The organism is Marinoscillum pacificum (assembly GCF_024714495.1).
Lineage (GTDB): Bacteria > Bacteroidota > Bacteroidia > Cytophagales > Cyclobacteriaceae > Marinoscillum > Marinoscillum pacificum.
Genome location: NZ_JAMZMJ010000001.1, coordinates 303,181 through 329,875, shown reverse-complemented (window position 1 = coordinate 329,875; position 26,695 = coordinate 303,181). Strand labels below are relative to the sequence as shown.

24 protein-coding genes are annotated in these 26,695 nt (G+C 40.3%); 15 read left to right on the top strand and 9 right to left on the bottom strand.

All coding sequences use genetic code 11. The features are described 5' to 3' along the window. Positions 1-4 precede the first annotated feature (4 nt). Positions 5-262 carry an Atu4866 domain-containing protein gene (locus tag NXS00_RS01385; protein ID WP_258097317.1) on the bottom strand — a complete coding sequence of 86 codons (258 nt, stop codon included), beginning with the start codon at positions 260-262 and terminating at the stop codon, positions 5-7. Beyond that, positions 262-1,005 (bottom strand): SDR family oxidoreductase, encoded by a 744-nt coding sequence (locus tag NXS00_RS01380; protein ID WP_258097316.1) that lies wholly within the window; start codon positions 1,003-1,005, stop codon positions 262-264. The genes NXS00_RS01385 and NXS00_RS01380 overlap by 1 nt, the downstream gene beginning before the upstream one ends. Positions 1,006-1,176: 171 nt before the next feature. Between NXS00_RS01380 and NXS00_RS01375 the strand changes: the two genes are divergently transcribed. The 12 genes from NXS00_RS01375 to NXS00_RS01320 all read left to right on the top strand — a co-directional run bounded on the left by NXS00_RS01375 (position 1,177) and on the right by NXS00_RS01320 (position 14,801). Further along, complete coding sequence (locus tag NXS00_RS01375) at positions 1,177-1,788, top strand: Crp/Fnr family transcriptional regulator (RefSeq protein WP_258097315.1); 612 nt, start codon at positions 1,177-1,179, stop codon at positions 1,786-1,788. A gap of 74 nt (positions 1,789-1,862) precedes the next feature. Further along, positions 1,863-2,801: an SDR family NAD(P)-dependent oxidoreductase gene (locus tag NXS00_RS01370; protein WP_258097314.1), complete on the top strand. Its 939-nt coding sequence runs from the start codon at positions 1,863-1,865 to the stop codon at positions 2,799-2,801. A 1,212-nt stretch (positions 2,802-4,013) separates the two neighbouring features. Next, complete coding sequence (locus tag NXS00_RS01365) at positions 4,014-4,928, top strand: universal stress protein (protein WP_258097313.1); 915 nt, start codon at positions 4,014-4,016, stop codon at positions 4,926-4,928. Positions 4,929-4,976: 48 nt separating this feature from the next. Continuing rightward, a complete protein-coding gene (locus tag NXS00_RS01360) occupies positions 4,977-6,134 on the top strand; it encodes a universal stress protein (RefSeq protein WP_258097312.1) in 1,158 nt (385 codons plus the stop codon). 250 nt (positions 6,135-6,384) lie between these two features. Beyond that, on the top strand, positions 6,385-6,993 hold the full coding sequence (locus NXS00_RS01355) for a hypothetical protein (RefSeq protein WP_258097311.1): 609 nt from the start codon (positions 6,385-6,387) through the stop codon (positions 6,991-6,993). Continuing rightward, positions 6,990-7,811, top strand: a complete 822-nt coding sequence (locus tag NXS00_RS01350) for a DUF2764 family protein (RefSeq protein ID WP_258097310.1) — start codon at positions 6,990-6,992, stop codon at positions 7,809-7,811. The genes NXS00_RS01355 and NXS00_RS01350 overlap by 4 nt, the downstream gene beginning before the upstream one ends. Further along, positions 7,808-9,580, top strand: a complete 1,773-nt coding sequence (locus tag NXS00_RS01345) for a V-type ATP synthase subunit A (RefSeq protein ID WP_258097309.1) — start codon at positions 7,808-7,810, stop codon at positions 9,578-9,580. Before NXS00_RS01350 ends, NXS00_RS01345 begins: the two co-directional genes overlap by 4 nt. Next, positions 9,558-10,877 carry a V-type ATP synthase subunit B gene (locus tag NXS00_RS01340; RefSeq protein WP_258097308.1) on the top strand — a complete coding sequence of 440 codons (1,320 nt, stop codon included), beginning with the start codon at positions 9,558-9,560 and terminating at the stop codon, positions 10,875-10,877. Before NXS00_RS01345 ends, NXS00_RS01340 begins: the two co-directional genes overlap by 23 nt. A 13-nt stretch (positions 10,878-10,890) precedes the next feature. Next, the gene (locus NXS00_RS01335; protein WP_258097307.1) at positions 10,891-11,487 is read left to right on the top strand and encodes a V-type ATP synthase subunit D; all 597 of its coding nucleotides are present in this window, start codon (positions 10,891-10,893) and stop codon (positions 11,485-11,487) included. Then, positions 11,484-13,313: a V-type ATP synthase subunit I gene (locus NXS00_RS01330; RefSeq protein ID WP_258097306.1), complete on the top strand. Its 1,830-nt coding sequence runs from the start codon at positions 11,484-11,486 to the stop codon at positions 13,311-13,313. The genes NXS00_RS01335 and NXS00_RS01330 overlap by 4 nt, the downstream gene beginning before the upstream one ends. Before the next feature lie 2 nt (positions 13,314-13,315). Beyond that, positions 13,316-13,768: an ATP synthase subunit C-like protein gene (locus NXS00_RS01325; RefSeq protein ID WP_258097305.1), complete on the top strand. Its 453-nt coding sequence runs from the start codon at positions 13,316-13,318 to the stop codon at positions 13,766-13,768. A 268-nt stretch (positions 13,769-14,036) separates the two neighbouring features. Next, on the top strand, positions 14,037-14,801 hold the full coding sequence (locus NXS00_RS01320) for a hypothetical protein (protein ID WP_258097304.1): 765 nt from the start codon (positions 14,037-14,039) through the stop codon (positions 14,799-14,801). Positions 14,802-14,810: 9 nt separating this feature from the next. Here NXS00_RS01320 and NXS00_RS01315 read toward each other — a convergent pair whose 3' ends face one another. The 3 genes from NXS00_RS01315 to NXS00_RS01305 form a co-directional block, all read right to left on the bottom strand. Next, positions 14,811-15,068, bottom strand: coding sequence for a hypothetical protein (locus NXS00_RS01315; protein WP_258097303.1), 258 nt, complete (start codon positions 15,066-15,068; stop codon positions 14,811-14,813). 453 nt (positions 15,069-15,521) lie between these two features. After that, positions 15,522-15,869, bottom strand: coding sequence for a helix-turn-helix domain-containing protein (locus tag NXS00_RS01310; RefSeq protein WP_258097302.1), 348 nt, complete (start codon positions 15,867-15,869; stop codon positions 15,522-15,524). Positions 15,870-16,207: 338 nt separating this feature from the next. Then, complete coding sequence (locus NXS00_RS01305; RefSeq protein WP_258097301.1) at positions 16,208-17,704, bottom strand: HEPN domain-containing protein; 1,497 nt, start codon at positions 17,702-17,704, stop codon at positions 16,208-16,210. A 1,490-nt stretch (positions 17,705-19,194) separates the two neighbouring features. Here NXS00_RS01305 and NXS00_RS01300 point away from each other — a divergent pair. The 3 genes from NXS00_RS01300 to NXS00_RS01290 all read left to right on the top strand — a co-directional run bounded on the left by NXS00_RS01300 (position 19,195) and on the right by NXS00_RS01290 (position 21,063). Continuing rightward, positions 19,195-19,602 carry a helix-turn-helix domain-containing protein gene (locus NXS00_RS01300; protein ID WP_258097300.1) on the top strand — a complete coding sequence of 136 codons (408 nt, stop codon included), beginning with the start codon at positions 19,195-19,197 and terminating at the stop codon, positions 19,600-19,602. 301 nt (positions 19,603-19,903) lie between these two features. Continuing rightward, positions 19,904-20,512, top strand: a complete 609-nt coding sequence (locus tag NXS00_RS01295; RefSeq protein ID WP_258097299.1) for a hypothetical protein — start codon at positions 19,904-19,906, stop codon at positions 20,510-20,512. Further along, positions 20,509-21,063, top strand: coding sequence for a hypothetical protein (locus tag NXS00_RS01290; RefSeq protein ID WP_258097298.1), 555 nt, complete (start codon positions 20,509-20,511; stop codon positions 21,061-21,063). Before NXS00_RS01295 ends, NXS00_RS01290 begins: the two co-directional genes overlap by 4 nt. A 371-nt stretch (positions 21,064-21,434) precedes the next feature. Here the strand turns inward: NXS00_RS01290 and NXS00_RS01285 are convergent, their stop codons facing one another. From NXS00_RS01285 to NXS00_RS01270, 4 genes are all read right to left on the bottom strand, one after another. Next, on the bottom strand, positions 21,435-23,030 hold the full coding sequence (locus NXS00_RS01285) for an SCO family protein (protein ID WP_258097297.1): 1,596 nt from the start codon (positions 23,028-23,030) through the stop codon (positions 21,435-21,437). A 1-nt stretch (position 23,031) separates the two neighbouring features. Further along, entirely contained in the window at positions 23,032-24,024 is a 993-nt protein-coding gene (locus tag NXS00_RS01280; RefSeq protein WP_258097296.1) for a HEAT repeat domain-containing protein, read from the bottom strand. Positions 24,025-24,042: 18 nt separating this feature from the next. After that, complete coding sequence (locus NXS00_RS01275) at positions 24,043-25,380, bottom strand: tyrosinase family protein (protein WP_258097295.1); 1,338 nt, start codon at positions 25,378-25,380, stop codon at positions 24,043-24,045. Between the two features lie 526 nt (positions 25,381-25,906). Further along, positions 25,907-26,686: a hypothetical protein gene (locus tag NXS00_RS01270; protein ID WP_258097294.1), complete on the bottom strand. Its 780-nt coding sequence runs from the start codon at positions 26,684-26,686 to the stop codon at positions 25,907-25,909. Positions 26,687-26,695: the final 9 nt, after the last annotated feature.

Genomic DNA, 26,695 nt, shown 5'->3' with positions numbered 1-26,695 from the left:
TTAATCATTTTTCTTTGTATAAAACCATTCCTGCATGATATAAAATACCCTCTTTGAACTCTCCATCAGCAGTAAAACCGGTATCATCTTGATAGTCAATATGATTTCCAGAGACCTGATAGTTGCCCTGGTAGGCACTTTTCCGGTTGCCACGCGCTTCATCATATCGGTTGTTTGGCAATAACTCATGACGAATGTACCCATCCTCGGTGACCCACAGTCCTATATAATCACCTGATTCCTGAATTGTTTTGTCTGACATTACAGTGCCTTTTGTGCTGTTGGTCTCACCACTAATTCATTGACATCTACATCATCAGGTTGAGCTATGGCATAAGCAGTGGCTCTGGCAATAGCGACTGCAGGCAGCAGGTCTTTTCTAAACTGTTCTATAGCCATTTTTTTAAGATCGGGATCTGAAATGCCTTCGGCAAGTTCTGATTCTGTTGCTCCTGGCGCAATAAGTGTCACTCTGATATTTCTGCTTACCTCTTGTCTCAGTCCATCTGAGAGAGCCCTAACGGCAAACTTGGTGGCACTGTAGACAGTGGAAGTTGGCCCCACCCAGCGATCAGCTATGGAGGTGATGTTGATGAACTGGCCACTATCTTTCTCTTCAAAAATAGGGAGAGCAGCAGCAATACCATGAAGCACACCTTTGATGTTCACATCAACCATCTGGTGCCATTCGGCTATTTTATATGTATTGAGCATCGAAAGAGGCATCACTCCAGCATTATTGACGAACACATCCAGACTTCCAAAATGTGTAACAGCAAAGTTGGCAAATGCTATGACTTCTTTGGGCTGAGTGACGTCCACTTGATGATAGATAGCTTGTCCTCCATTTTTGGTGATCTGATCGCTTATGCTTTTTAAACTTTCCTCCCTTCTTGCGCCCAATACTACCTTAGCACCTTGGTTCGCCAGGTGTCTGGCTATTGCCTCTCCAATACCACTACTAGCGCCGGTTATGGCAACCACTTTACCTTCTATGTTATCCATGATTTTTTATTGATTTATTGAAATAATGATGCAAAAGTCATTGGTAGACTATCGACATACTTAGCTCAATCATTGGATGATGTAGTCAGATCGTATAAAAGTGAATTGGTAAACATTCAAGTCAATCAGCCTAGAGCAATGCAGGTGTTGTTTGATTTAACTTTTTGCCATATGGCAAGTAATCATTGCTTACCACCAAATAGCTTTGCTCTTATGGAGTCGCTAATCGATTATTTGTTACAGTTTGGTCATCTCAATCAGCAGCAGATTGACCTAATTTTAAGAAAAACAACCTCCCTGGAACTGAAGAAGGATGAATACTTCTCCGAAGCTGGGAAGACTCCTAAGCGCATTGCATTTATTTTGGAAGGAATCTTACGAGTATGTTATTACAACAGCAAGGGAGATGAGATCACAAAGTATTTTATAGAGGAGCATCATTTTGCGGTGGACATCAATAGCTTCAATCAGAAAATTCCGTCCTCAGAGTATGTCCAGGCTGTTACTACTTGCCAGCTTCTAATATTTACCACACAAGCCTGGGAAGAGCTTTCGTCCACCATTATCCCATGGGATGGTATCGTTGCTAAAATCACCGAGCGGGCCCTGATCGAAAAAGTCAATAAATTAAGCCCAATGCTCTCTGAAGATGCTACTTCCCGATACCTTGCTTTCCTTGAGAAATTCCCCTCGCTTGCCAATAGAGTTCCTTTGTCTTATTTAGCCTCCTATCTGGGCATTACCCAGTCGTCATTGAGCCGAATAAGAAAAAACATCCGGTAGGAGGCTATTTGCCAAATGGCAAATGATTTCATTTTTCGCTACACCAAGTTTGCAGTGTACCAAAAATTAACAAGATGAAATCAATCATTATTACAGGAGCTACAAGTGGTATCGGTTATCAATGCGCCCTTCACATGGCCAGGATAGCTCCACATTCTCAAATAATCCTGCCATGCAGAAACCTGGAGACTGGTAATCAGACCACCCGCAGAATCAAGCAAATAACAGGTCATAGTCACCTTATCTGCATGTCACTTGACTTAGCCTCTTTACAGTCGATCAGGGATTTTAAAACGGCTTTTTCAAGTCTCGAATCCAGTGAAATTTCCGTATTAATCAATAATGCAGGTATCCAGAATATTGGCAAGACACAGTACACCACGGACGGGTTTGAAATTACTTTTGGTGTTAATCATGTAGCATCACTTTACCTGACTCTGTTGCTTTTGCCTTTTCTCGAAAAAAATGGGAGTATTGTCTTCACAGCCAGTGGAGTGCACGACCCCAGGCAAAAAACGCCCATCACCGTACCGTTTTTTCAAGATGCTAAGTCATTGGCTTATCCTAAGGAAAACAGTGATACAAACAAAATCAATGGTGAACGAAGGTATTCGACATCAAAACTCTGCAATATCCTGACCGTCTATAAGCTCCATGAACTATTATCAGCGACCGACATACGAATCAATGCGTTTGATCCCGGGATGGTTCCGGGTACAGGCCTTGCGCGAACATACCCTTCATTTATGCAGTTCCTTTGGAAAAACATATTCCCAATACTCATCCACCTCAAGTCAAATGTAAATACCGCACAGAGCTCAGGAAAACGATTGGCCAATCTTGCTTTTGCTAACAATTATAGTAGTGCCAGGGGCAAATACTTTGAAGGGGAAAAAGAGATTGACTCTTCGGATGATTCTTACAATAAATTATATCAAACAGAACTGTGGACTTCTTCCTTAGAACTACTTAATCTAGGGCAGTCAGATTTACCGATGGTATTAAAAACATAGACTTACAAAGTCCTGCGAGAAGTTTGTTGGAGGAATACATCGAGAAATTTAGTTCTTTAAGGCATGCATTTATTCTAATTGGTTAAGATTCCTGAATTGTATAGGAGTTTGTCCAAATTGAAAGGAACTTTTAACCGAATTGCAAATCCTTCTAATATATACTTTTATCATTGGCTTGGATCCAGAGCAAATTATGATCATGAAGATAGATGACTGGAACAACATTCATGAGTTGTGCTATAAACACACACAAATTAATATTCCAAGGAATAAATATTTAGACGCTCATGTGAATTTGTTGAAGTCTCAATGTGATACTTTGTTAAATCAAATCAAAACAGAGCACTTGTATAATACGTTGAATCTTGTCTTAATAATGAATGGAATTGAAGCTACGGTCAACAAGGAAATGTTGAAACTATGTTTTGGCAGAATTCATTATTTAAGACATGGTAGAATCAAATCTGTTAGGGAGTTTTTGAAACAGTTTTTTAATTGTGATACGCACATTGATTTACTAATTAAATTACAGTTAGTTGACAGTGTACATTACACTACAATGCTTCGAAATTAGCAACTTGAAAATTCTCTGCACCAAATCGCTAATTAACTTTGATTCATAATGCATAGTTTCACTGTATATAGATCTGATCTTATATTAACCAGACTTGAAGTTTGGGTGTAGAATACTATTTAAGTTATATAATGGCAATGTGTTATGCCTAGGCGGCGCCGTTAATATAGCTTTGGCTTGAGTGGGAGGGGATAAAGTTTTTTAAGGGAAGAGAAAATATACATTTAGGAGGGCAGGAGTCTATGAACTACTCCGTGCGGCTCTTTTGAAATTCTGGACTCAGAAATGGCCTTAAGCGGATGGCAAAGGTGTGCAGAGAAAGCAAAGGTTATTCGTTGATCTGAAAACGCTAATACTAGTGACAAACCATACACTATCCATGCTTTATCTATGGAGTATCTATGCTTTATCCCTACTTAGTGTCAATTGTATCGTCCTAAAATAACTAGTGTCAATTTGCTTCTTTAGAGAACAAGACCAGATGCGAATACGTATACTATAATAGTAGTACTTCTGCGAGCAATACCTTAAGATTCTAAAAAATTTCTTCTTTTTGGTTACTTTTAAGATAACGCTGTTAAAGACATTCTCAATGTATAGTCGCATTTTAAAGTGCTATTATACCAACCTCAAAAACGATGTACCACTATAACAAACTTCTGATTCCGCTCAATTTGACTGCTTTAGATGATGCTGCGATCAGTTATGCCGCCATGGTTAGTACCATGACTCCATCTGACAAGGCTCATTTCTTGCATGTGAAGCGGCCTTCTGAAGTCCCAAAAGATATACTGGAAGAATACCCTCAGCTACTCAATCCAGAACTTGAGGATAGAATGCAAAGAATGAAAGAGGTGGCTGGTGAGAAGTTTCACGGCCATTCAGAAACCAAAGTTGTATTCGATATACAAGAAGGAAAGCCACTGGATATTCTATTGGAGCAAATAGTGGAAAAAGACATTGATTTGGTGGTGCTCGGTAGGAAAGCAGATGCTAAAGAAACCCGACAATTACCCATCAAGCTTGCGCGTAAAGCACCTTGCTCTGTACTTGTGGTTCCCGAAGGGACAAAGTATTCTATTTCCAACATTTTAGTTCCAGTAGACTTTTCTGATTTCTGCGCCAATGCCGTGGAATTGGCGGTGAATGTCGCAAAGGCAAATGGTCAGACAACAATTCACTGTCTTCATGTATACAATTTACCGATAGGCTACTCTAAAACAGGAAAGAGCGAAGAAGAGTTTTCGGAGATCATGTTGAATAATGCGAAAAAGAGTTATGAACGGTTCATAAGTAAAATAGATCTTAAAGGAATAGAGGTTAAACCCATATTCATGCTACATGATAAGCCTGCTCAGGCTATTCAAAATGTAGTGAATGAAAATCAAATTGACATGTTGGTTTTAGGTACTAGAGGAAGAAATGCCGGTGCTGGCCTATTGCTGGGCAGCGTTACCGAAAACATTATCCTCCATACCAGGGTGCCCATCCTCGCGGTGAAAAAGAAAGGGACAGGATTATCATTCCTGGAGGTGCTGTTGAAACATGTATAACCAGAAAATATTGAAGTAGCAATGAGTTAGGACCAAAACGTAAACATTATGAAACTCCTCGAAAAAATTCTGGTGCCGACTGATTTTCACGGCTCGGCAGACCTATCAATTGATAGGGCGATAGACCTGGCGTTAAAGCTCAATTCTGAGATCATCGTACTCCACATACTCCCTGATAATCCTGATTTGAATGAATTTGGAGAAGCCATCAAACGAGAAGTTAATCGACAGTTGGAATTGATTCTTACTAAAATTCAGAATCAGGGTGTGAAGCAAGTATCCTGTGTTGTCCGTAAGGGTAGCAAGTTTGTAGAAATCAACCGGATGGCAGAAGAAGAGGATGTGAATTTGGTCATTATGGGGTCCGGTGAAAAGAAAACAGGTGATCATCATAACCTGGGTACAACTACCAGAAGAGTCATCGAGTCATCCACTAAGCCGGTTTGGGTTACGGTAGAGTTGTCTACGCAGCCTATCAAAACCATTCTTTGTCCGGTAGATTTTTCGGAACCTTCAAGGCGTGCTTTAGGAAACGCCATACATCTTGCTCGACACTTCAATGCAGAACTGGAGGTTTTATCAGTTAGCGAATCCTATGCAGACCTGCTGGATGGACTTGACGTGGGGTTGAATAAGGAGTTGACGCAACAGGCAGAACATGCTGAAAATCAGATGGAAAAGTTCTTGAAGCAATTTGATTTTCATGGAGTAAAATGGCGTAAAAAGTTTCGACAAGGCAAACCTCATGCAGAAATCATCAAGTCTGTCGAAGGGAAAGCAAATGAAACCTTACTGGTCATGGGAACTACAGGTCGGACTGGTCTTAGCAAACTCCTGGTCGGTAGCGTGACGGAAAAGGTAACTTGTGAACTGCCATGTTCTTTTATAACCATGAAACAGGAAGATTTCATCGTGGTGCAAATGAATTCTGATCTGCATGATCTCGAAACACATTTTAAGCAAGGCATGGAATTGCTGGAAAATGGATTGCCAAAAGAAGCTTTGAATCAGTTTAAACTGGGGATTGGTATAAATGATTTGCATGCTCCATCCTGGGATGGAATGTCTCTGGCTTATGCCAGATTGCGGGACGATAAACGTGCAGAGGACAGTCATCAAAGAGCTATAGATATACGGACCAGACTGGAAGAACAAAAAATAGTGGCTGAAATCCGAAGCAAGCACTGGTTAGCTGGAGGCAAATGACCAGGATGAATTCGTGCGGTTTAAGAGTCATTTTTTGGATGGTATCAGCCCAAATCTGGTCGATTGCGATCGATTCAGAGTTTATAGTAAGTCAGTAATACCGGACACTCAGGATCAATGGATCAGAGTGAAATGTAAATTCTCCAAATCTAAATTTTATAGGAGGCTTTAACTGGTATAATCTAAAAAGAAACAATCAGGGTTTTGCACTCAGGTACAGAGCCAGTTTTCTATATACAACAGTTTACCAATGTCAGAATACAACAACATTGATGCACTAGCAGATCAGCTTTATCAGGAAGGATTGGAAAAAGCCAAAAAAGAGTCTGAGAAGATTCTAAAAGAAGCTCATAACACGGTGGAAGATAAACTAGCACAGGCCAGTCAAGAAGCAGAAGAGATCATTGCCACGGCAAAAAAAGAGGCTGAAAAACTAAAAGATGCCGTTGAGAGTGAGATCCGACAAAAATCGAAACAAGCGGTACAGGATTTAAAAAATAACATTGCTCAGCTCATCAATGTGCAGTTATTGAATAATCCAATCAAAGAAATACTGTCCGAAAAAGAGTTTGTCAAACAACTGATCATCTCTACCCTTGATGCCTGGAAGGATGGAAGCGATCTGGAGTTGTCAATTCCAGAATCTCTGAAAGAAATGGAATCTGACATTATGGCAAAGGTCCAGAAGCATCTGCCTGGTTTGAAAGTAATTCCAAATGTGCATTTGGATAATGGTTTTACCATCGAAAACAAAGAAAAAGGATACGTCTTATCTTTTACTGATGCTGATTTTAGAGCTCTATATGAGCCGTATCTAACCGAAAAGGTGGGCCAGATGCTGTTTAGCCAGAAGCCATGAAATACTATTACCTCATATCATTATTACCCACTCTGGATTTGGAAGATGATTCATATTCATTAGAACAGCTGGATGAATTGCTTGATCAAATCTCGAGTAACCTTGCAGATGAGGATAGAGAATTTTTGAACTACTTATTACATGAAAACGATAACCAAAACCTCTTATACATTCTATTCAAGGAATATAAGGATTTTGAGATTCGGACATTTAACCAACCACTTTCTATTCCAATGGAGGTACTTCAAAACTACCGCAGGTCCTACGCCTCTTTACCAAGTTACCTAATCGATTATCTCAATGACTTTGCTGGGACTTTTTCATCCATGAGCATGACGGAAATGGAGCAAAATCTCAATAGGTATTTTTATGATTCCTTGCTGCAGCAAAACTGTTTGTTTCTACACACTTATTATGCGTGGTTGTTCCAATTGAAGCAAACCATATCCGAGCTAAACCAAAAAACCTTTCCATTTCTTCCCACAGCGACCGAAACAGCAGAGCCTTTTTTTCCAAAAGTACGAACCTTAAATAGCCTCAAGAATCGTGAAGAAGTAGTCAATCAACTGATGCCTTCCATTCTTTCTGGAGATCTGGAAGGCATCGAGCGCAGCATCAATGAGCGTTACAGGGACTTTGCAAATGAATGGCAGGAGCCTTTTTCAGCTGACCAGGTATTTGCCTATGTGGTACTTCTTGTTCGTCAGTACCGATGGAATGTATTGACCTCTCAAAAAAATAAAGACCAAACTGGTTTTGATCAATTGATTGAAAGCATAAAAGATAAAAAACCATCACCTAAAATGCCTGTAATATGACAAAAGGAAAGGTAATAGGGGTTATTTCCAATCTGCTGATGATAGAAGTAGATGGTCCTGCCACACAAAATGAGATATGCTTGATCAATGCCGGCAAATGGTTAAAAGCTGAGGTAATTCGAGTCAGAAATAATAGGGTATCCGCTCAACTATTCGAGTCTAGCTATTCAATTCAGATTGGTGCTGAAGTTCAGTTTACAGGGCACATGTTGGAAGTAGAGCTTGGGCCTGGGGTGCTTTCCAGAAAATATGACGGTCTTCAGAGTGATTTAGAAAGAATGACTGGCACGTTCATAGAAATAGGGGATAGCACGGATCCGCTGGACTATGAAGAACTTTACATGTTCAGTCCCTTAGCAAAGAAATCGGATCATGTAACAGCGGGCAGCTGGATAGGGTATGTAAAAGAAAACAACATTGATCACAAGATCATGGTGCCCATTTCATGGAAGGGAAGATATAAAGTCGTTTCTGTTGCTACAGCGGGCAGCTATCGTCTCAAAGATGTAATGGCGACTGTTGAGGACGAAGGCGGAAAAACCCTGGAAGTGACCATGGTTCAGAGATGGCCGGTAAAGGTGCCATTGACCGGATATTCCCAAAAATTGCGTCCAGGCAAAATATTTCAAACCGGCTTTCGTGTCATTGATACCTTAAACCCACTGATGGAAGGAGGTACTGGTTACATTCCCGGACCATTTGGTACAGGCAAAACGGTGCTGCAACAAGCTATTGCCAAAAACAGTGAAGCGGATATCCTCATAGTTGTGGCCTGTGGAGAGCGCGCCAATGAAGTGGTCGAGATCTTTTCTGAGTTTCCTAAGCTGATAGATCCGGTAACTGGCCATAAACTGGATGAAAAGACCATCATCATTTGCAATACCTCTAACATGCCCGTAGCAGCACGAGAAGCATCAGTTTATGTAGGAATGACACTGGCAGAGTACTATCGATGTATGGGCTATAAAGTACTGCTGTTGGCCGACTCAACGTCGCGTTGGGCACAGGCACTAAGGGAAATGTCCAACAGAATGGAAGAATTACCAGGTCAGGATGCTTTTCCGGTGGATCTTCCCTCGACTATTGCTAATTTTTATAGCCGTGCAGGCATTGTAAAACTCGGCAATGGACAGTTGGGTTCTGTGACCTTTATAGGAACCATCTCTCCAGCAGGAGGCAACTTTAAGGAACCGGTCACAGAGTCTACCAGCAAAGTAGCAAGGTGTTTTTATGCCCTATCTCAAAAGCGCGCAGATTCTAAACGGTACCCTGCCATTGATCCATTGGCTTCTTATTCCAAATACATTGATTATCCTGAGTTTGCACAGTACAGTGATACACACATTCAGAAGGGCTGGGTGCAACAGATCAAACTATTAAAAAATTACTTAAGAGTAGGGCTGGAATCGCGAGATCAGATACTTATCCTGGGTGACGATGCTGTCCCGCTGGATTACCATGTTAGCTTCTGGAAAAGTGAACTGATAGACTTTGGAATCATCCAGCAAAATTCATATGACCCTATCGATATGCGTACAGATATCGAACGCCAGCGATACATGCTCAATTTCATTCTGGAGATTTGCACTATGGAATTCAAGTTTAAGGATTTCGAAGAGGTCCGCACATTTTTTAAAAACCTGATTAACCGTGTGTTTCAGATGAATTTTACTGATTTCCAATCAGAATCTTTTCGAAAATATGAAGAAGGTTTAAGAGAATCTTTACCAGACAAAGCAGAAATTTATGAAAACCAGAGCATTTCATAAAACCTATACCAGAATCGAGCAAATAACCAAAGCGACTTGTGTGCTTCGGGCAACATCTGTAAAATACGGAGAACTTGCCTGGGTCAATGACCGGCCAGCCCAGGTGATCAGTATCATGGAAGATAGGGTGACGCTTCAGGTATTCGGTGGTACTGAAGGGGTATCTACTCAATCACAGGTGGTTTTTACTGGTAGACCGCCTTCTCTTAAGGTGAGTGATTTATTAGCAGGTCGTTTTTTCAATGCTCTGGGACAGCCTTTAGATGGTTACTCTGTCATTACCGGGGAAGAGCGCGTCATAAAAGGTGCCGCTGTAAATCCAGTGAAAAGGGCTAAACCAAATACGCTACTGGCAACAGGTATAGCAGGCATCGATCTTAACAATACGCTGGTAACCGGTCAGAAAATACCTTTTTTTGCGGACCCTGATCAACCGTACAATGAAGTAATGGCGGAAGTAGCACTCAGGGCCGAAGCAGATAAGATCATACTGGGTGGCATGGGACTTTCGCATGATGACTTTCTGTTCTTTAAAAATACCTTTGAGTCCGCTGGTGTCCTGGACAAGATTGTTGGATTCATCAATACGTCGGAAGATCCTCCATTGCAACGACTACTCATCCCAGACATGGCCTGTACCGCCGCAGAATACTTCGCTAATGACAAAAAGGAGAAAGTCCTGTTGTTGCTGACCGATATGACACTCTATGCAGATGCGCTGGCCATTGTCGCTAATAAAATGGATCAAATTCCTTCCAAAGACAGTATGCCGGGATCCTTGTATAGTGATTTGGCTAGCATCTATGAAAAGGCCGTTCAGTTTGAGCACGGAGGCTCCATCACAATAGTGGCAGTGACCACCCTCAATGAAGGGGATATCACCCATGCCATTCCTGACAACACTGGATATATTACTGAGGGTCAGTTATATCTGAAACATGACTCAGATATTGGCAAAGTGATCGTAGATCCATTTAGGAGTCTATCCCGCTTGAAACAAAATGTCATAGGCATCAAAACGAGAGCTGATCATCCACTAGTGATGAATGCCCTGATTAGGCTATATGCTGATGCAATGAATGCCAAAACGAAAAAGGAGAATGGCTTTGATCTCAATGATTATGATCTGCGCTGCCTTGCATACGCCAAAGATTATGCCTTGAAACTGTTGGCAGTGGACATCAATATTTCCATTGATCAAATGTTGGATACGGGATGGGAACTGTTACAAACTCATTTTAAAAAATATGAAGTGGGTATAAAAGATGAGTTTCTGAACCAATATTGGAAAAAGTAAAACAGATATCGCAATGGCTATAAAGTTCCAATACAATAAAACGACCATTCAGCAAATGAGCAAGCAACTCTCCATGCGTCAGAAAGCATTGCCCATTTTGAAGAATAAGGAAACAGCCTTGCGACTGGAAGTAAAAAAACGCCAGCATGAATTGGAAGCAACCGAAGACAAACAGGTTGCCGTCCAATCCAGGATGAAACAGTACCTGAAGTTTTGGGATGAGTTTCCCAATATTCTATTCATTAACAAGCTGAATACCGGCACAACGATTATTATAGGTGTGAAAGTGCCAGTAGTTCAGGAAGTTGAATTTAAAATGGCAAATATCAGCTGGTGGCAATATCCAGCCTGGATTCCTTCTGCTATTGAAATACTCAAGGAAGCGATTACTCTGGATATTCAGGCACATGCATTGCAGCAACAAATTGCCATACTGGATAATGCCAGAAAGAAAACTACCCAAAAGGTGAATCTGTATGAAAAAGTGCAGATCCCTGAAATGGAGCAGGTGGTGGTGAAAGTAAAAAGGTTTTTGGAAGATAAGGAGAACATCTCCAGATCAGGTCAAAAAATCATGAAAAACCGAAAGTCTCAATTAGAAGTCTTGTGAAAACTAAATTCAGGAAATTGATTTTGATGACAGACGAAAGTCGTCGAAGCGTGCTCACCCAATCGATGCAAGAACTGGGACTGTTGCATATCGAGCATGAAGCCATTGATATTCCGGAAGAGACAGAAACACTGCTACATGAGCAAAATCAGGTTAAACGATTGATCCATATATTGGAAAATGCGGGGTGTTCTGGAGGCCAGCCTTCTGGCAACCGTATGGAGATTGGGGAAGTGATTCAGCAACTTCTGAAGATCAACGAGCAGACAGAAGCCATCCATCAGGAAAAAGAACAGTTAGAGCGGAATGTAAGGCATCTCGCTCCATGGGGAAATTATCATTTTCACAAATTTCAGCGGCTTATGGAGAATGGGTTGTATGGCTATCTTTGCCATACGGATAAGCAATCTTTTGCCCGGATTAACCAGAGTGATGCCATTGTCGAGAAGATCAATCAATTCGGCAACAACGTCTATTTTGTGGTGATCACTCAAGACAAGGATTATTCCCCATCCTTTGAGTATTTCCCGGTACCTAAAAACTCACCTGCTGATCTTGCAGAGGCTATCAATCAACAGCAAAATCAATTAACAGAAACCATAGCAACACTTCAGAGCTATTCAGGTTATTTGCCAACACTACAGCAGTACCTGATAAAGGTAGCAGATGCCATTGCTTTGTCCAGGGCTGAAGCGAGCTATCATGAGCATTCAGATGGCCGACTGATATCCATTTCTGCATGGTTTCCTGCAAAAAATGAGCAGAAGGTACTTCATTTTTTAGATCGGGAACGGGTCGCCTGGAAAATCCGAGATCCGCAAAAAGAAGAAAAGGTGCCAGTAGTGCTTAACAATCGATCTTACCCCAGACTTTTCGAGCCTATCACTCAAATATTCGAGCTACCCAACTATAACGAAACTGACTTAACACCTTTTTTGTCAGTGTTTTACCCGATACTCTTTGCCTACTGTTTAGGAGATGCTGGCTATGGGTTTGTTCTGATGGTATTAATGATTGCTGGGTATTTTTCAGTTTTCAGGCAGACTCGAAGTATTGCTGTATTGGGAATCATACTGGGTGGAGTTACTACGGTAATGGGTTTTATCAAATCCGGCAGTTTATTTGGGATTGCGCTGATGTCTGATCACCCTCAGGCATGGATTCGCCAACTCTCCCAATGGGTAATGATACCTGATGACAGTACACGAATATTCAATGCTTTTAATGTGGCCTTAATGATCGGCGTGATTCAGATCCATACCGGCATTGCTATTGCTATTTATAACAAAATAAAATACAAAGGGTACACCTATGCCCTGGCTCCGGTTGGAAAACTACTGGTGGTCAGTAGTTTAATTTGGATCTTCCTGGCGGATATGCAGGAGATTGCTGAATTGAACGTGTTGGGTGATTTTAGAAACTACCAATTGATCTCGGGAATAGTGCTGGTGGTATTTTTCCATGACATGGATTTATCATTGGCCAAACGCCTGGGTGGCTTCTTTATGCCTTTGTTTTTCATTTTCACAGGCATATTGGGGGACATCTTGTCTTATGTGCGATTGTTTGCTTTAGGACTGGCTTCTTCTGTGTTAGGTCTTGTTGTCAATCAAATAGGTCTTCAAATCATGGGAGAGAGCATTTTCAGCATGATTCTGGGTGTGGTTTTTTTAGTGCTCGGTCATGCGCTCAATTTTGGGATCGCTGCATTAGGTTCTTTTGTACATCCCTTGAGGTTAACCTTTGTAGAGTTTTATGGTAATGTTGGTTTCCAGGGAAAAGGACTGACTTACCGGCCATTTAAAAAATCTAAACTAACTGTATAATTATGGAAGTAACACCACTCATTGTCGCATTTATAGGTATTGGTCTGCTCGTAGGCCTGACCGGTTGTGGTAGTGCTATTGGTACTGCAGTAGCCGCAATGGCGTCTATTGGCGCTATGAAAAAACGCCCGGATTCCTTTGGTTCATTCATCGTACTTAGCGCTTTGCCGGGCACGCAGGGGCTGTATGGATTTGCCGGTTTCTTTATTTTACAGGACTTAATCACCCCAGAAATCACCATGCTGCAGGGAGCAGGTGTGCTAGGGGGAGGACTTGCTCTCGGACTTGCAGGTTTGTTTTCAGGAATGTATCAAGGCAAAGTCTGCGCTAGTAGTATTGACAGCATAGGGTCGGGTAATGATATTTTCGGTAGAGCGATGATTATGGCCGTTTTTCCTGAACTCTATGCCATTATTGCTTTTGCATCATTGTTCCTGATCAGAGGAACCCTCTGAAGTTCAGCTTAAAAGAATACCTTGGTTAACCAAAACTTGTTGTAGTCTCTGTGAAGATTGTTTCTATGATATTGGGAAATTAACCTTTCATTGGTATCTAATATTACTTAGATACTTGCAAAAACGACTGTATCGTCCTTTCATGTTCCAAAACCGTCTATTTGGGTAAAGTTGTGCTATTGTGATCCTTGACGTGCCCTGATGATACCAAATTAGGAAAGTGTATTTGATAATCTGATGAGCTTAGCTGAAACTAAATTATAAACAAATGGCTAAGCAAAAAGGGATAGTTAAACTCACTGGTACAATAGGCGATGTATCATTCTATAAAAGCCAAGATGGATTTTTGGCTCGCGGTAAAGGTGGAGTCGATAAATCAAGAATCAAAAATGACCCAGCCTTTCAACGAACCCGCGAAAATGGTCAAGAATTTGGAAGAGCAGCTAAAGCTGGAAAAGTACTGCGAACGGCGTTCAGGAGACTCATACAGAATGCCAAAGATCGACATGTGGTTGGTCGGATGACTAAATCAATGTTAGAGATTGTTAAATCTGATAAAAGCAATCTACGGGGGCAAAGAACAGTTCAGACGGGCAATCAAAGTTTACTCAGAGGTTTTGACTTTAATATTGACAGTCCATTAGGATCAACTATATATGCAGGGTATTCCTTAGCCATTGATCGTGCATCAGGAACGGTAACCCTAACTATTAGTGAGTTTATTCCAGATCAAATCCTTTCGTTTCCATCGGGTGCTACTCATTTTAACCTCATTTCAGGGGTCGGGGCTATTGATTATTCAACTGAGGCGTTTGAGGTTTCTATTGTTAAATCCGCTGACATTGTCATTGACAATACACCCCATGAGTTGTTAGCGCAATCTCATGAACTCAATACTAATGGTGAGCAGGATATATATGTCGTTTTGGGCGTTGAGTTTGTAGAAGTTATTCATGAGGTTAGCTATCCGCTAAAAGGTGGCAGCAATTGCTTGGGGATTATTGCAGTAGATCAATACCATCAAGAAGAATAGATAAAGCACCTATTTTATTAATTTTCTAACACTTGAAGAAAGAAGAGTGGCATTCAATTGTTTCAATACTTCTATGAGTTTATCTATGGTTTCAGGTAAGGATTCTGGTATTGATTGTGAAAGGGACTCAATGTAATGATCCGGGTCGGCCAAAAGGATTCTTATCGGATTTACTTGCAGCAGTTCAGCAACTTGCTGTAACATACCGGTCACCGTGTGTTTCTTCTGCTCCTCGGCCGCTGGGCCAAAAGAGAAGGGCACCCCCATAATGGTTAGGACTTTTTATGATACTTTTCCTCAAGCCGGAAGGGCTCATACTTTCTGTTTTGATACAGAAAGTATGCAAAGAAATCAAGGCTGTAAATCAAATCGCTAAATTTCTGCTCGTTACATTGAAAAATCATAAACTCGCTACGCTCAGACAGTATGATTTTTTTAACCATTTCACTCTCTGAAATTCTTAACGCATTTGATTTAAGGCCAAAGACAAAAACAGATTATTCACCGATTCAAGATTTAACCTTCCAGGCAATTATCAGGGATACCTTGATTAACAATCATCGAATATTTAAATGGTTCACGCTGGCCTTGGATGCCCAGCCGCAGATCCTTTTAAAAATCACAATTTCTGATCGGTATTTAACGGTTCGCCGCTGCGATCAAGGCCAGTCTTGTAATTATTGACCCAAAAACCTAAAGTGAAAAAAGGCCACTCCTGATTCAGATCTTATCATTACTTGAATAAATGCTGAAATGCACGATCAGTTGTTTCAATAGTTCTATGAGTTTATCTATGGTTTCAGGTAAGGATTCCGATATTGGTTGCGAAAGGGACTCAATGTAATGATCCGGGTCAGCCAAAAGGATTCTTATCGGATTTACTTGCAGCAGTTCAGCAACTTGCTGCACCATCCCGATGGTAATTTGGCTTTCGCCACGCTCATACTTGGTGTAGGTAGCTTCTTTCATACCCAAATATTCAGCTACTTCCCAAGCCTTTTTGTGTCTGAGTTTTCGGAAAGTGGCCAGGTTCATACCTGTGGTATGGTTGTTTAGAGTAGGGGGCATAAGTTTATCATAGCCCAGTAGGGTCATATTTTTTTTAATTTGAATGCATTTATTCTATCCTAATGTTACTTTCTGTCTTGACACAGAAAGTAACCAAAGAAGTCAAGGCTGTTATTCATTTTTTAACGCTTTATGATCCTACAAATCAGGAAATAAAAAAACTCGCTCAATTCAATTCCATAATTGACGATAATCATATTAAGAGCTCAAACAGTTTTTATTTCTGTTCTGATTTTTTCGTCTCCAAAGCTAAAATGAATAAAGGCCAGTCTTGTAATTATTGGCCCAAAAACCTAAAATGAACAAAGGCCACTCTTGATTCAAGTAGCCTAGTATGTTCAAGAATGAACCAAAATACTTTCCTCACTCGTGTTGAGGACTAGTGCGATGCGATCGTTGACTATTTCACGAGAGAGGGAAAGTAGTTTTTCTACACGGTGATTCAGGGTCTGGAAGTCTGCGTCTGAAACTTCAAAATCATTTGCATAACGACCATTGATATAGGCATCTTCCAGTAACTGCAACAGTCTCTTTTCTTCTGAAGTGTTGGCTGGGAGCACTTCATTCAGCGCGGGAGCGACACGTCGGGTGATTTGCTTTAATGCCTTGAAGCTGTGGGTCTTTTTCTCACATCCATAAAGTACCAATGCGACTGTGCGGAAGATCAACTCTGCGGCTTGCTGAAGCATGAACAACCCTAAGGAACGCTCCGATTGATTCAGTGCACTTGTGTGGAATGCCTGTGCTTTCTGATGACCTGTGTCAAATGTTTTCTGAGTCTCTGCAATGACTTGACTCAGGGTTTCTGGTAACACCCCTCTGCCTTCGGCATCTTCTCTCAATGCTATTAAGTTAAGCTCATTCTTAGAACTCACCCTGCACCCTCTCTTAGAAAGAGAAGGCATCGATTGTCTTAACTTAATAGCATCAGCATCTCCATTAAAGGGAAGGGAATTTAGAGATCCGTAAATGAGGTTTTGTGAAATGCAAACCAATGAAAAATAGATATGTCCTGATTTGAGTTTGTCTATGATGTGACTGGAGGTGTGAAGTGAACAGGAAAAAAAGCGATCACTCACTGTGATCAGGTCAATAATCGGTTCGAGTTCGGAAAGTCGCTTTTGGCGACTGTCAGGAACTACGATCAGCAATTCTGTAATAGATGTATTCTGATTGCCTACTGATGGGTGTCTGACTTCAAAGATCATCTGTGGAGCCAATGCCTCGATGATCAGTTTGACCACCGGATCGAGGTATTCCTGATTTGGGTGATCCTGCAGGTGTAGTAAGTACATGCTTTCCAGAAGTCCTTCAATGAGTTCGAAGGCCTCAAGATCTACATCGTTACTAAAGTCGAGCATGGAGCTTCTACTGAGGCTATATTCGGCCCAGGAGTGGAGTATCTGATACCATTCTTTTTTGCTGTTGATGTATTGGAAAAAGCGATGGAAGAAAAGTAATGGATTTTCTGTTTCTGCTTTGGAGAGTCTGCGAACGGTACCTTTATAACGGGTAATAAGGTCGTCTAACTGAAGCATGTGTTGTCGTTGCTGTTCGATGCATTCTTCAGATAATGGAGATAACATCTGATGCTCAGCAACAAACTCCTCTTTGTGCTTTTGATGCAGGTGCCATGCATAGCGAATCATTCTTTTGAACTTCCTTTCCATAAACAGGATGAAGGAGGGATCACCCATGTGGAGATACAGTTCATTATTAGAGGCTGCTTTGATCCAGCGCCAAAGCTCTTCATGGATACAATTGATGTCTTGCGGATCGAATACTTCGTAAAGGCTTTGTTTTAAGTTTTCTAATTTGTGCTTACGTTTAGTCATGATGGCTTTAGTATTTAAGGTTCTATGATCGGTAATCAGTGATCAGTAAATCAGTTTTCAGTGACTAGTTGTAATCAGAGATAACTTTTTTGCGAATAACTAAATGATGATTCAAATGAAGGAAATTCTGAGGGGGTAGGTTACAACTGAGGGTTGTGGTTTACTGGTAAATAACTTTTAGACTCTTCCAAGATAGCAGGTTATCCAACACTGATTATTGTGCCTACTATCACTTCGGCCAGTTATAATTCCCGGTACTCTATGGGGTTCAACCATTTCTCTCATACTTTTTTCACCGATGCGTCGGACCGTGCCAAAAAGCCTCTGCGGCCCAGTATCAAAAAGCTAGGCCTGTAAATCTTTTACTAAAAATGGAATGTGTTTACTGCACGCAAAATAAACTCCTACAGACTTAGGTCTGTAGTCAAACAGTATTTTGCAAAACATGTACCTGGCATTCCATTTTTTTACGTAAAATATTTCATGGCCAAAAATGGTAGCGACTCAAACAATTTTTATTTCTTATCTGATTTTTACGGCCAAAAACTAAAATAAATATACATCAGTTTGACCTCACCCCAAACCCCTCATTAGCCGTGCGCCTAAAAGCAAGGGGCTTTTTGATTACTTGATAACCTTCATTTTGCCTTGATGCAAAAGAATCGCAGCGGCGAACCGTCAAAGTTGATGTAGTGAACGTTCTAGAGAAGATTTAATCTTCCAAGCAATTATCAGAGATACGTTGATTAACAATCATCCAATATTCAAATGGTTCACACTGGCCTTGGATGCCCAGCCGCACACACAAATGAGTATCCAGATTGAAGACTTTCTTTTCTAATGTTATTGTCTATTGGAATGTATTCCCTGAAAGGTGGAAGTTTCGTATCATTAACCGTTTAATCTCAAATATTGCATATCATGGAAACTGCTACTAAATCTCCCAAACCACACATAGGCCGTAAGATCAGCGGCATACGTGAGCTGCGTGGGATGAAGCAGGACGCTCTGGCCCTGGATTTATGCCATTTGTTGCTTTAAACCACATAAATGGGCGATTTGCTGAAAAGTATGGACTCATTTGTCGCTTAATGGGACTTTTTATGATGCTTTATCCTCGAGCCGGATGGCTCATACTTTTGAGGCCAAAAGTATGCAAAAGCCTCTGACTGTAAAGAAATAGGCTAAAAAGCTTGTTGCTGATGGAAAAATATAAACTCACTCAGGTTGCACCTGACCTCAAACAGTATATTTTTCTGATCATCAGCTGCCTACTCTTTTCTTAACGCTATTTCTTTAAGGTCATTTCTGTATAGACGTGACCCTCAATTGGTAGCACCTGAATGATTATTGTATGGAACGGTCTTGACAGTAAGGGTGAAACTGGTGTATCTTTACAAATGTTGTATCATTGAAAGTTTATGATGGATACGGGTTAGTCTTTTATCATACTTTCAGATATTAATTTTTAATCTCAACTAACAGACACCATGGAAACTGCTACTAAATCTCCCAGACCGCATATAGGCCGTAAGATCAGCCGCATCCGTGAGCTACGTGGGATGAAGCAGGATGCACTGGCTTATGAGCTGGGCATCACCCAACAAGCGGTATCCAAAATAGAGCAAAGTGAAACGGTGGAAGAGGAGACTCTAGACAGAGTTGCCAAGGCTCTTGGTGTGACCAAAGAAGGTATTGATGCCTTTAGTGAAGAGGCAATCTTCAATATTATTTCCAATACATACAACAATACAAGTAACGATAGTTCGTCGTTAATTGCTAGTTCTGTAAACTATCAACCAACTTTCAATACCATTGAAAAAATTGTTGAGTTATATGAGAGGTTACTGGCTTCTGAAAAGGAAAAGGTTGAGTTGTTGAAGAGTAGTAAGAAGTAAGTAAAACAACATCATTTTTATTTTCCAAGGAGAAGAGTGTTCCCTTTTCTATTTTCTGTTCAATTCTTAAGGTTGATGTAGCTCTTCAAACTGCATTTTTCGAATATCTAATTATATTATTTTTAATCAAACGGTTCAGCCTATTGTATTGACAATGACTTGTGTCAAAAATACCAGAAAGAGGGTATTGTCATTTTACAGTTGCGTAAGGAACTTTAACTACTGGTTTTAATCAGAAGATTTCAACTCGTGAATTTTAAACGACTGATAATTTTAAATAGCTCAATGTGGAGTGGGGGAGATGATAGTTCAAACAGTTGCAGCAGGGAAACTGAATGAGATTCGAAATCAACTTAACCTTAGAGGATTCGAATATCAACTAGTCTGCAATGCCAATCTCAACTACGCAGTATTGGATAAGGCTGTGAATTTTATAATTGCCATCAATTACTCTTCAGACTTAAACTATCCATCTTCAGTTGCTAAAGCACTAAAGCAACCACACTTTAATCACAGCAAAATTTCAAAAGACAATTTCTCCATTGGCTTTGCCATTGGAATGTGGAACGCCAATGGTCTCTTCATATTTGTATTACAATCGGATATTATGTTTTTAGGTTCTTCAGCAGTTAGGGACCATTTTAGAGGCTGGAGGAAAATATTGTTTCACCACATCATTCAAGAGGCATATTTAAAAAGAAGCGACCTTTATCTTGTAAGTGCCCACGATGTAATTCACTGTTGTAAGCCAAAGATGAAGCCAAAATGCGTGCCTGAAAGCTGGATTAATATATATGACAAGACCGCAGAATATTTTGATATGGAACAAGTGGAAATTTCGACATCCATTAATATTCAACCTTATCGCTATGGCCCAAATCATTTTGTCAATTCTTTTTATAAAAAATGAAGATAAGTATCAGGGAAATTTTCTGTGAGATTTTGAGCGGTTTTGTCATGATTATGGTTTTGGCAGCATTTATATGTATAAAATGTGAACTTGATCAAAGTAAAATACTTACATGGATTGTTAGTTTTACAGAAAGCCATTTGGTGCTACTTATCTTTTTCAGCTACCTAGTAGGACTTGTTGTAGATGCAGTGGGGTTCGCTTTTGGGGAGACAGGTTTTGACTTGCTTGTATTTAGAAGATGTAAAATGGATCCTCCCGCTCAGCAATCATCATTATGGGCTCAAATTTCGGAACATGTATTGGCATATAGAGACAGACAATGGGCTTATTATAGCTGCTACCGGAATCTATTCTTGTTGTTCATTCCAGGAACAGTAGCATGGTCTATTCTCATTTTCAATCTTTGCGGATGGCTGACGATGTCTGTGTTTATTTTTATGATGTTAGCAACCGAAGTTTCTCTTTGGTTTTCTATGATTGGCCTTTTGAGAATCTATATACGGATTGGTAAAGAGTTTGAATCACAAAATAATCCTGCGAAGGATTGAATGATCCATAAACACAATCACGCCTAATGCACTAGTGTTATTCCAGATTCTATATCTGATCTTATGTTAATATAGCTTTGGTTCAGAGGGTTGGGATTAATAGTTTAGGGTTTGGCCTTTTTCATCAATCACAAGTAGTCACATCAATTTATTGAAGTAACGAGCACTCTTTTGCCACTCGTCACGAGCGAGGAATCACCATACCGCAGTGAGGGATGTAGGCCAGAAGGGAAGGACCTGTGGTGACCACAGCGTCACTAGAGTGGCAAATGAATGTGGTTTAGAAGTGATATTATCAATAAAAAATGCCAATTTAGAAATGTAAAGTTAAAGTGAAGATTGAATCAAATTGGTGATTGTTTTAGTAGTTGCTACCTAATAAAAGTTAACATTAACCTTTGAATTGGTCGTATAAGTTGCAAATACAGTTTAAAGTCAAGACTATTCAATAAAGATCCCAAAACGATGAATATGATTCCAACATATCGAGTTATGGAAATTTCAACCCAAAGTGTAGATAGCAATATGAACAATGAACCAATGGTACTGAAGAGAAAGGGAGTAATTCCATTTCTTTTTTTTCGAGCTCGAAAAATGATCAATAAGTGCAGACCTAAGAATATAAGTAACACAGGAAATAGCCAGGGGCTATATGGAATGGTTTTTAATCCGCTGATGCCTAAGACACTTAAATAACCATACCAGCACAGAGGACATTTGGGAAAGAAAGCTATACTCAGGCTTATCAAGGATGCTCCCATCGTATTTAGTCCATGACAAGCTCTCTTTTTGAATGCAGAAATAAAATAAGATCCCTGGTTAAGTAAAGTCCAGTTACTTTGAATCCATGTAAAAACCTCTTCCTCTTTCCACTGTAACCTTTTAAATGATTTCTTTACAATACCATGACGATCAGTTACAAATAACTCTATAGTATGTTGGCTTACTGTGGAGTTAGCAAAATTTACTCCAAGGCCGAAGTATTGCATTAATAATTGAAAGTCTGAGCTGGACGTCCGAACGATCTTGGAGCTATGTGAAAAATCAAAACTCTTGTTTTCTCCATAACCTTTCAGCCGGTTCGGGTTATCAAAATCTGAATCATAAGTAAAAAGAATGATGTTTACCTTGTTAGCGTAATGCTTTTGTTTAAGTAGATTATGTAGTCGGCCTAGTTTGCTAACTGTCAGAGCGCATTTATTGGGGTTTGTACATCTTGTATAAAAAAAGCTGATTATTGTAGGCTTCTTTAGTAAATCATTCAAGGAAAAAACTTCACCATATTGATCTTGCACCTGCAATTGTTTGATGAAACTAAAATCGAGCTTAGAATCTGGAGAATCTATTTCTGGAAGTGTAATGGAACAACAATTATCTACTTCTTCCTCATCATTTAGGATAAGTTCGATTGTAGTTTTTATTTTATTTCGGATGAGGTGATTGAAACTGCTGTCTTCTGAAAGTTCCGTTAGCAGAGGTATGGCTTCTTTCGCATAAGCACCCATCCATTCCAATGTCTCCAGTAACTCATTAAGAGCTGTGGTCCACTTGGACTCGCCCCAATCTGGAGCATAAGTATCAAGATTTACAGCATCATCCCTGAGCCTCATATTGATTATTCCTTTGAGAAGATAAGGAACCACATGGACGTTTTTTTCAGACATTCCTCGTATAGCCATTGCAGAAGCAGCAGTCAGGTAGGCAGTTCGACTATTCTCCAATTCCTCTAAAACGTAGATCAGTGCTTCTTCTGGTAAGCTCACGGAGTAAAATGAGGCTAAAACATATCCTTTAATTCTATTAATTTGATTTGTGCCTTTACCCCTGTAAATAGCATGATGTTCTGAAAGTAGAGGAACCAATGCATATCCAGTACGGGCTCTAAGCCGTAAATCATTCAAGTACTCAGCTACCTCTTCTTCAGAAGTGATACTTACACATTCAGTATTTTTTGTTTTTAAGTTCACCTTATTTACGAAACGACTTCAGTTGTTTACTAAGGACTCTTTTAGTGACTTTTTGTAATGGGGTAGCCTGAGAAGCAACTGATAATTCAGAGAATTTAGCTTGTAGTTCTTCATCTGTCGATAACCTGTTACTATCTCCTAAAACTGAGGCTGTGTTGAGCAATGCGGCTCTGAATTCATCATCTTCTTCATCATCTAATAGAATTTTTCTTACATGATCATACAACTCTGACGAATCCAAGGCTGCAATACTATTGGCACTTGCATATCTTATTTCATCGTTTTCGTCTTTATCTGTCAGTGTATTCACAAGAATACTTTTAGCACTTTGATCACCAGACAGTGCCCGAATTGCTTCTTTTTTTGCAGCGGGAGTTGGTGGTTCTTCTACAATTTTCTTCAAGATGGGGTAATATTCGGCATGGAGGTCATAGGCAAGCAGTTGAATGGCCCTATCAGGTTCTACCCGTGCCTCTTTAGGGGACTCTAAACCTTTAAGTAACATTCGCTGTACGAATTCATCTTTCTCTTGAGCGAGTGATTCCAGAACTATATACAAAATGGCCGGTAGAAGGTCTTTTTTGGTTAATAGGTTTTTCAGTTTTTGATGATATTCCGCCCTAAGGCTGGAAATTATAGCTGAGCTAAACTGTCCTGCCTGAAAAATATTGATGACTCCCAGTTTAATCATGTCAGATTCCTGTTCATCTTCGAGCAATTCTAGTACCCTAAGTGCAAGTTGCTCATCGCTACCAATAGCAACATTCAAATTCTTTAGTGCAGCTATTCTTACTTGAAGGGATTCCTCACTTGAAAACAAAACACTTGCTGCCACACTGATTTCTTCTTTTCCGCTAAACGAGCCACAACTCGGAGCGGCTCTTAAACGCTCTTCAACTGTTTTTTGCTGATCTAGAAATATACCTACAGCAGCTTTTCTTCTCTGTTTTGTTTGTTCCAGTGCCTTCAATTGTTCGTCTCTGTATACTGACATGGTCTATAAATTGTATCGTTAAAACTCAAAAGGAATATCGTCGTAAGTAAACCCAAGCTGGTTTTCTATATTTACTTGTCCTTGATAATCAAACATTTGTTCGACCTTAGGGTCCAATCCAGGCTTGTCAGTAATTTTGGTATCAGGGAATTTACCGCCAAAAGTATTTCCAGGCCGGGGCGCAGTTGTGTCGCCATTCCAAGGCCACATCGTATCGTTTAAGCAATTCCCAATTCTTCGGGGGTTGCCCAGATTGTTCGTTCTGATCCCATTTCCATTATGAGGGTAAGAATCCGGATTTTGGATGTCATACCTATTGCCTAGCCATTGCCATAGAGCCCAGAGTCTGTCCACGTTGCAGTGTAGCATGTAAAATAAGGGATCTGCCGGAGCACTACCCGGAAAGGAGATCTCTCCCAGAAAGCTGTTATGAGCTGCTCCATGAGGATCACCTTCCATTGCTTCAAAAAGTGAATATTCATAGTTGCCACCTGGTGAAATCCCCATATTCACTGTATCATCCTGACCATTATTCACCATTACCGCTCTGCTTGTGGTAGGGTCATAAGGGATCACCTGAAAAGACCCATCCGGATTTCGATCAACAATGCCAGCGTGAAACCTGCGAATTCTCATTCCACTTCCTCCATTGATTCTATTGACCCAAGCGGTCATAGGGTTTCCGCTAGCGAACTCAACGGTACCACTTGGATTGGGTGTACCCATAAAATCACCATTGAAAATATTTGGAGCTGGCTGGTCAAACCGCCAATAAGGCAAAGTAACAGCAGGATTGATCTTTTGAAGCTCTCTTTCTAAATCAAGAAGATAGGCTCTGTGCCACGGCAAAAAAGAACTTCTTCTATGAAGTTCATTATCGCCAAGATTTGAATGAATATTCTGAAAGTCCCTAAATTGAATCACGCCGTTGGAATTCATTGAATTAAGCTCCACCATGGCTTCCAGGAAATCATCCCTTTCATCATCAGTAAAATCTCTACTGTTGGCATTCTTTCTAACTCTGACCATCAAGTCTTTGGTAAAGGCGATATTTCCTCGAGCATCGATAATCTCGATAGTCGAATCCTTATCTTTTTTACTTGGAGAGCCAAATTTTCCAGCAATAAACAACTGAGTTTCTGCTCCATTTGAAGGCATCTCTACTGTAATCTCATTCACTGGTATCATCTCTAAGGTAGATAAGAACACTACTTGTCCAACATTTCCAACTGCATTACGCAACGTGAGCCGTTCACCTGCATGTTCTCCTGAAGAGAGGGTGCATTTTGCAGGACACCAACCAACGTAATTTGCTTCAGGAGCAGAAGATTCATTTACTTTTAGTTCAACACTCATAACGAAAATGATGATTTTAGGATAATTAATACGTCATATACCGCTATTTAAAATTGACAAAACATTCTCAAAAGCCAAATACCTAAAAGGGGGTATTCTTCGAGTTGCAAAAGGGTATTTTCTGGTTATAGGTAGAAGAATGGGACGTATGCAAATCGAATTCCGTGAGCAACAGGACTAGCCTCCATCGATCTACCACAGACAACCTATATATAGATCTGGGATTATGCGATCCACGCAGATTAATCAAGACACCATCCGGGTTTTGACCACAAATCCATATAGCTATGTTACCGAAACGTCGGACCGATAATGGCCTGCGTTATCACTAGGCGTGCCCGTTAATGTAGCTTAGGGATTGAGGATAGGGACTAATCAGCTACGCGCCTCGATTTTTCTTTTAAGAGAGGGGAGAAAAGAGTTTTTCCATAGGGCAGGGGAGACATACTCTTTTGACATCTTAGGTTGTGAGAGGGATTTGAGCGGATGGCAAATGTGTGTGGCTCTATTGTAGGCTAATGATCAGCTAGTCTTTGATTTTAGCGTACGAACCTCCAATGGAGTAAATCAAACTCAAATTCCATAAAAATTGATCTCCGGCAATTTCAGTCTTAATTGACTGATTGAGAATGGATTCTATTGTAATAGGAAAATCATCTCTTTTAAGAGCAATCGTAACGGTGGCATAGTATCCCGTATTTTTATCCATTTTTAAGAAGTAAACCTGCGGATACAATGTCATGTAATAATCATTGGAAATGGTTAATCGTGAAAAATAGGCGTTGATGGTGATGAAATCACTGTTTCTTGTCCCAGAATTCTGAAATCCGTGACCTTTGAGATAATACATTCCGATTCGAACGTGCTTTGCCACCCGGTAGGAAGGGGCAAGTTCCCCTGCGATATATCTATGAGCCTCTATCATGTCCTCATTATTTGACGGGTCAGCATTAGGAATAGTTCGAAAAAGAATCGCAGGATGTGCACCTACCCGGAGATTGAACCTATTGTTCTTCTCAAATAATTGGTAACGCCACCAAAAAACAAATGCCCATGGTTTTCCCTCAAGCGAAAATCGTAGTTGAGGTTCAAAACTGAATTGATTTCCAATCCTAATATCCAGAATTCCAGCTGGTTTGCCCAGTGAAAAAGAGGGAAGTAGAGATATGCCGTTGTTAGTTAATGCAAATGAGCTTGAAAAGTTTATGCTGTCAGGAGCTTGTGCCACTGACCTGGTAAAGACCATTAAAAATAGAATGCTTAGAAATAACCATTTGTGGCCGGTTCTGAGATTTGGAACATGCATTTATTCTAA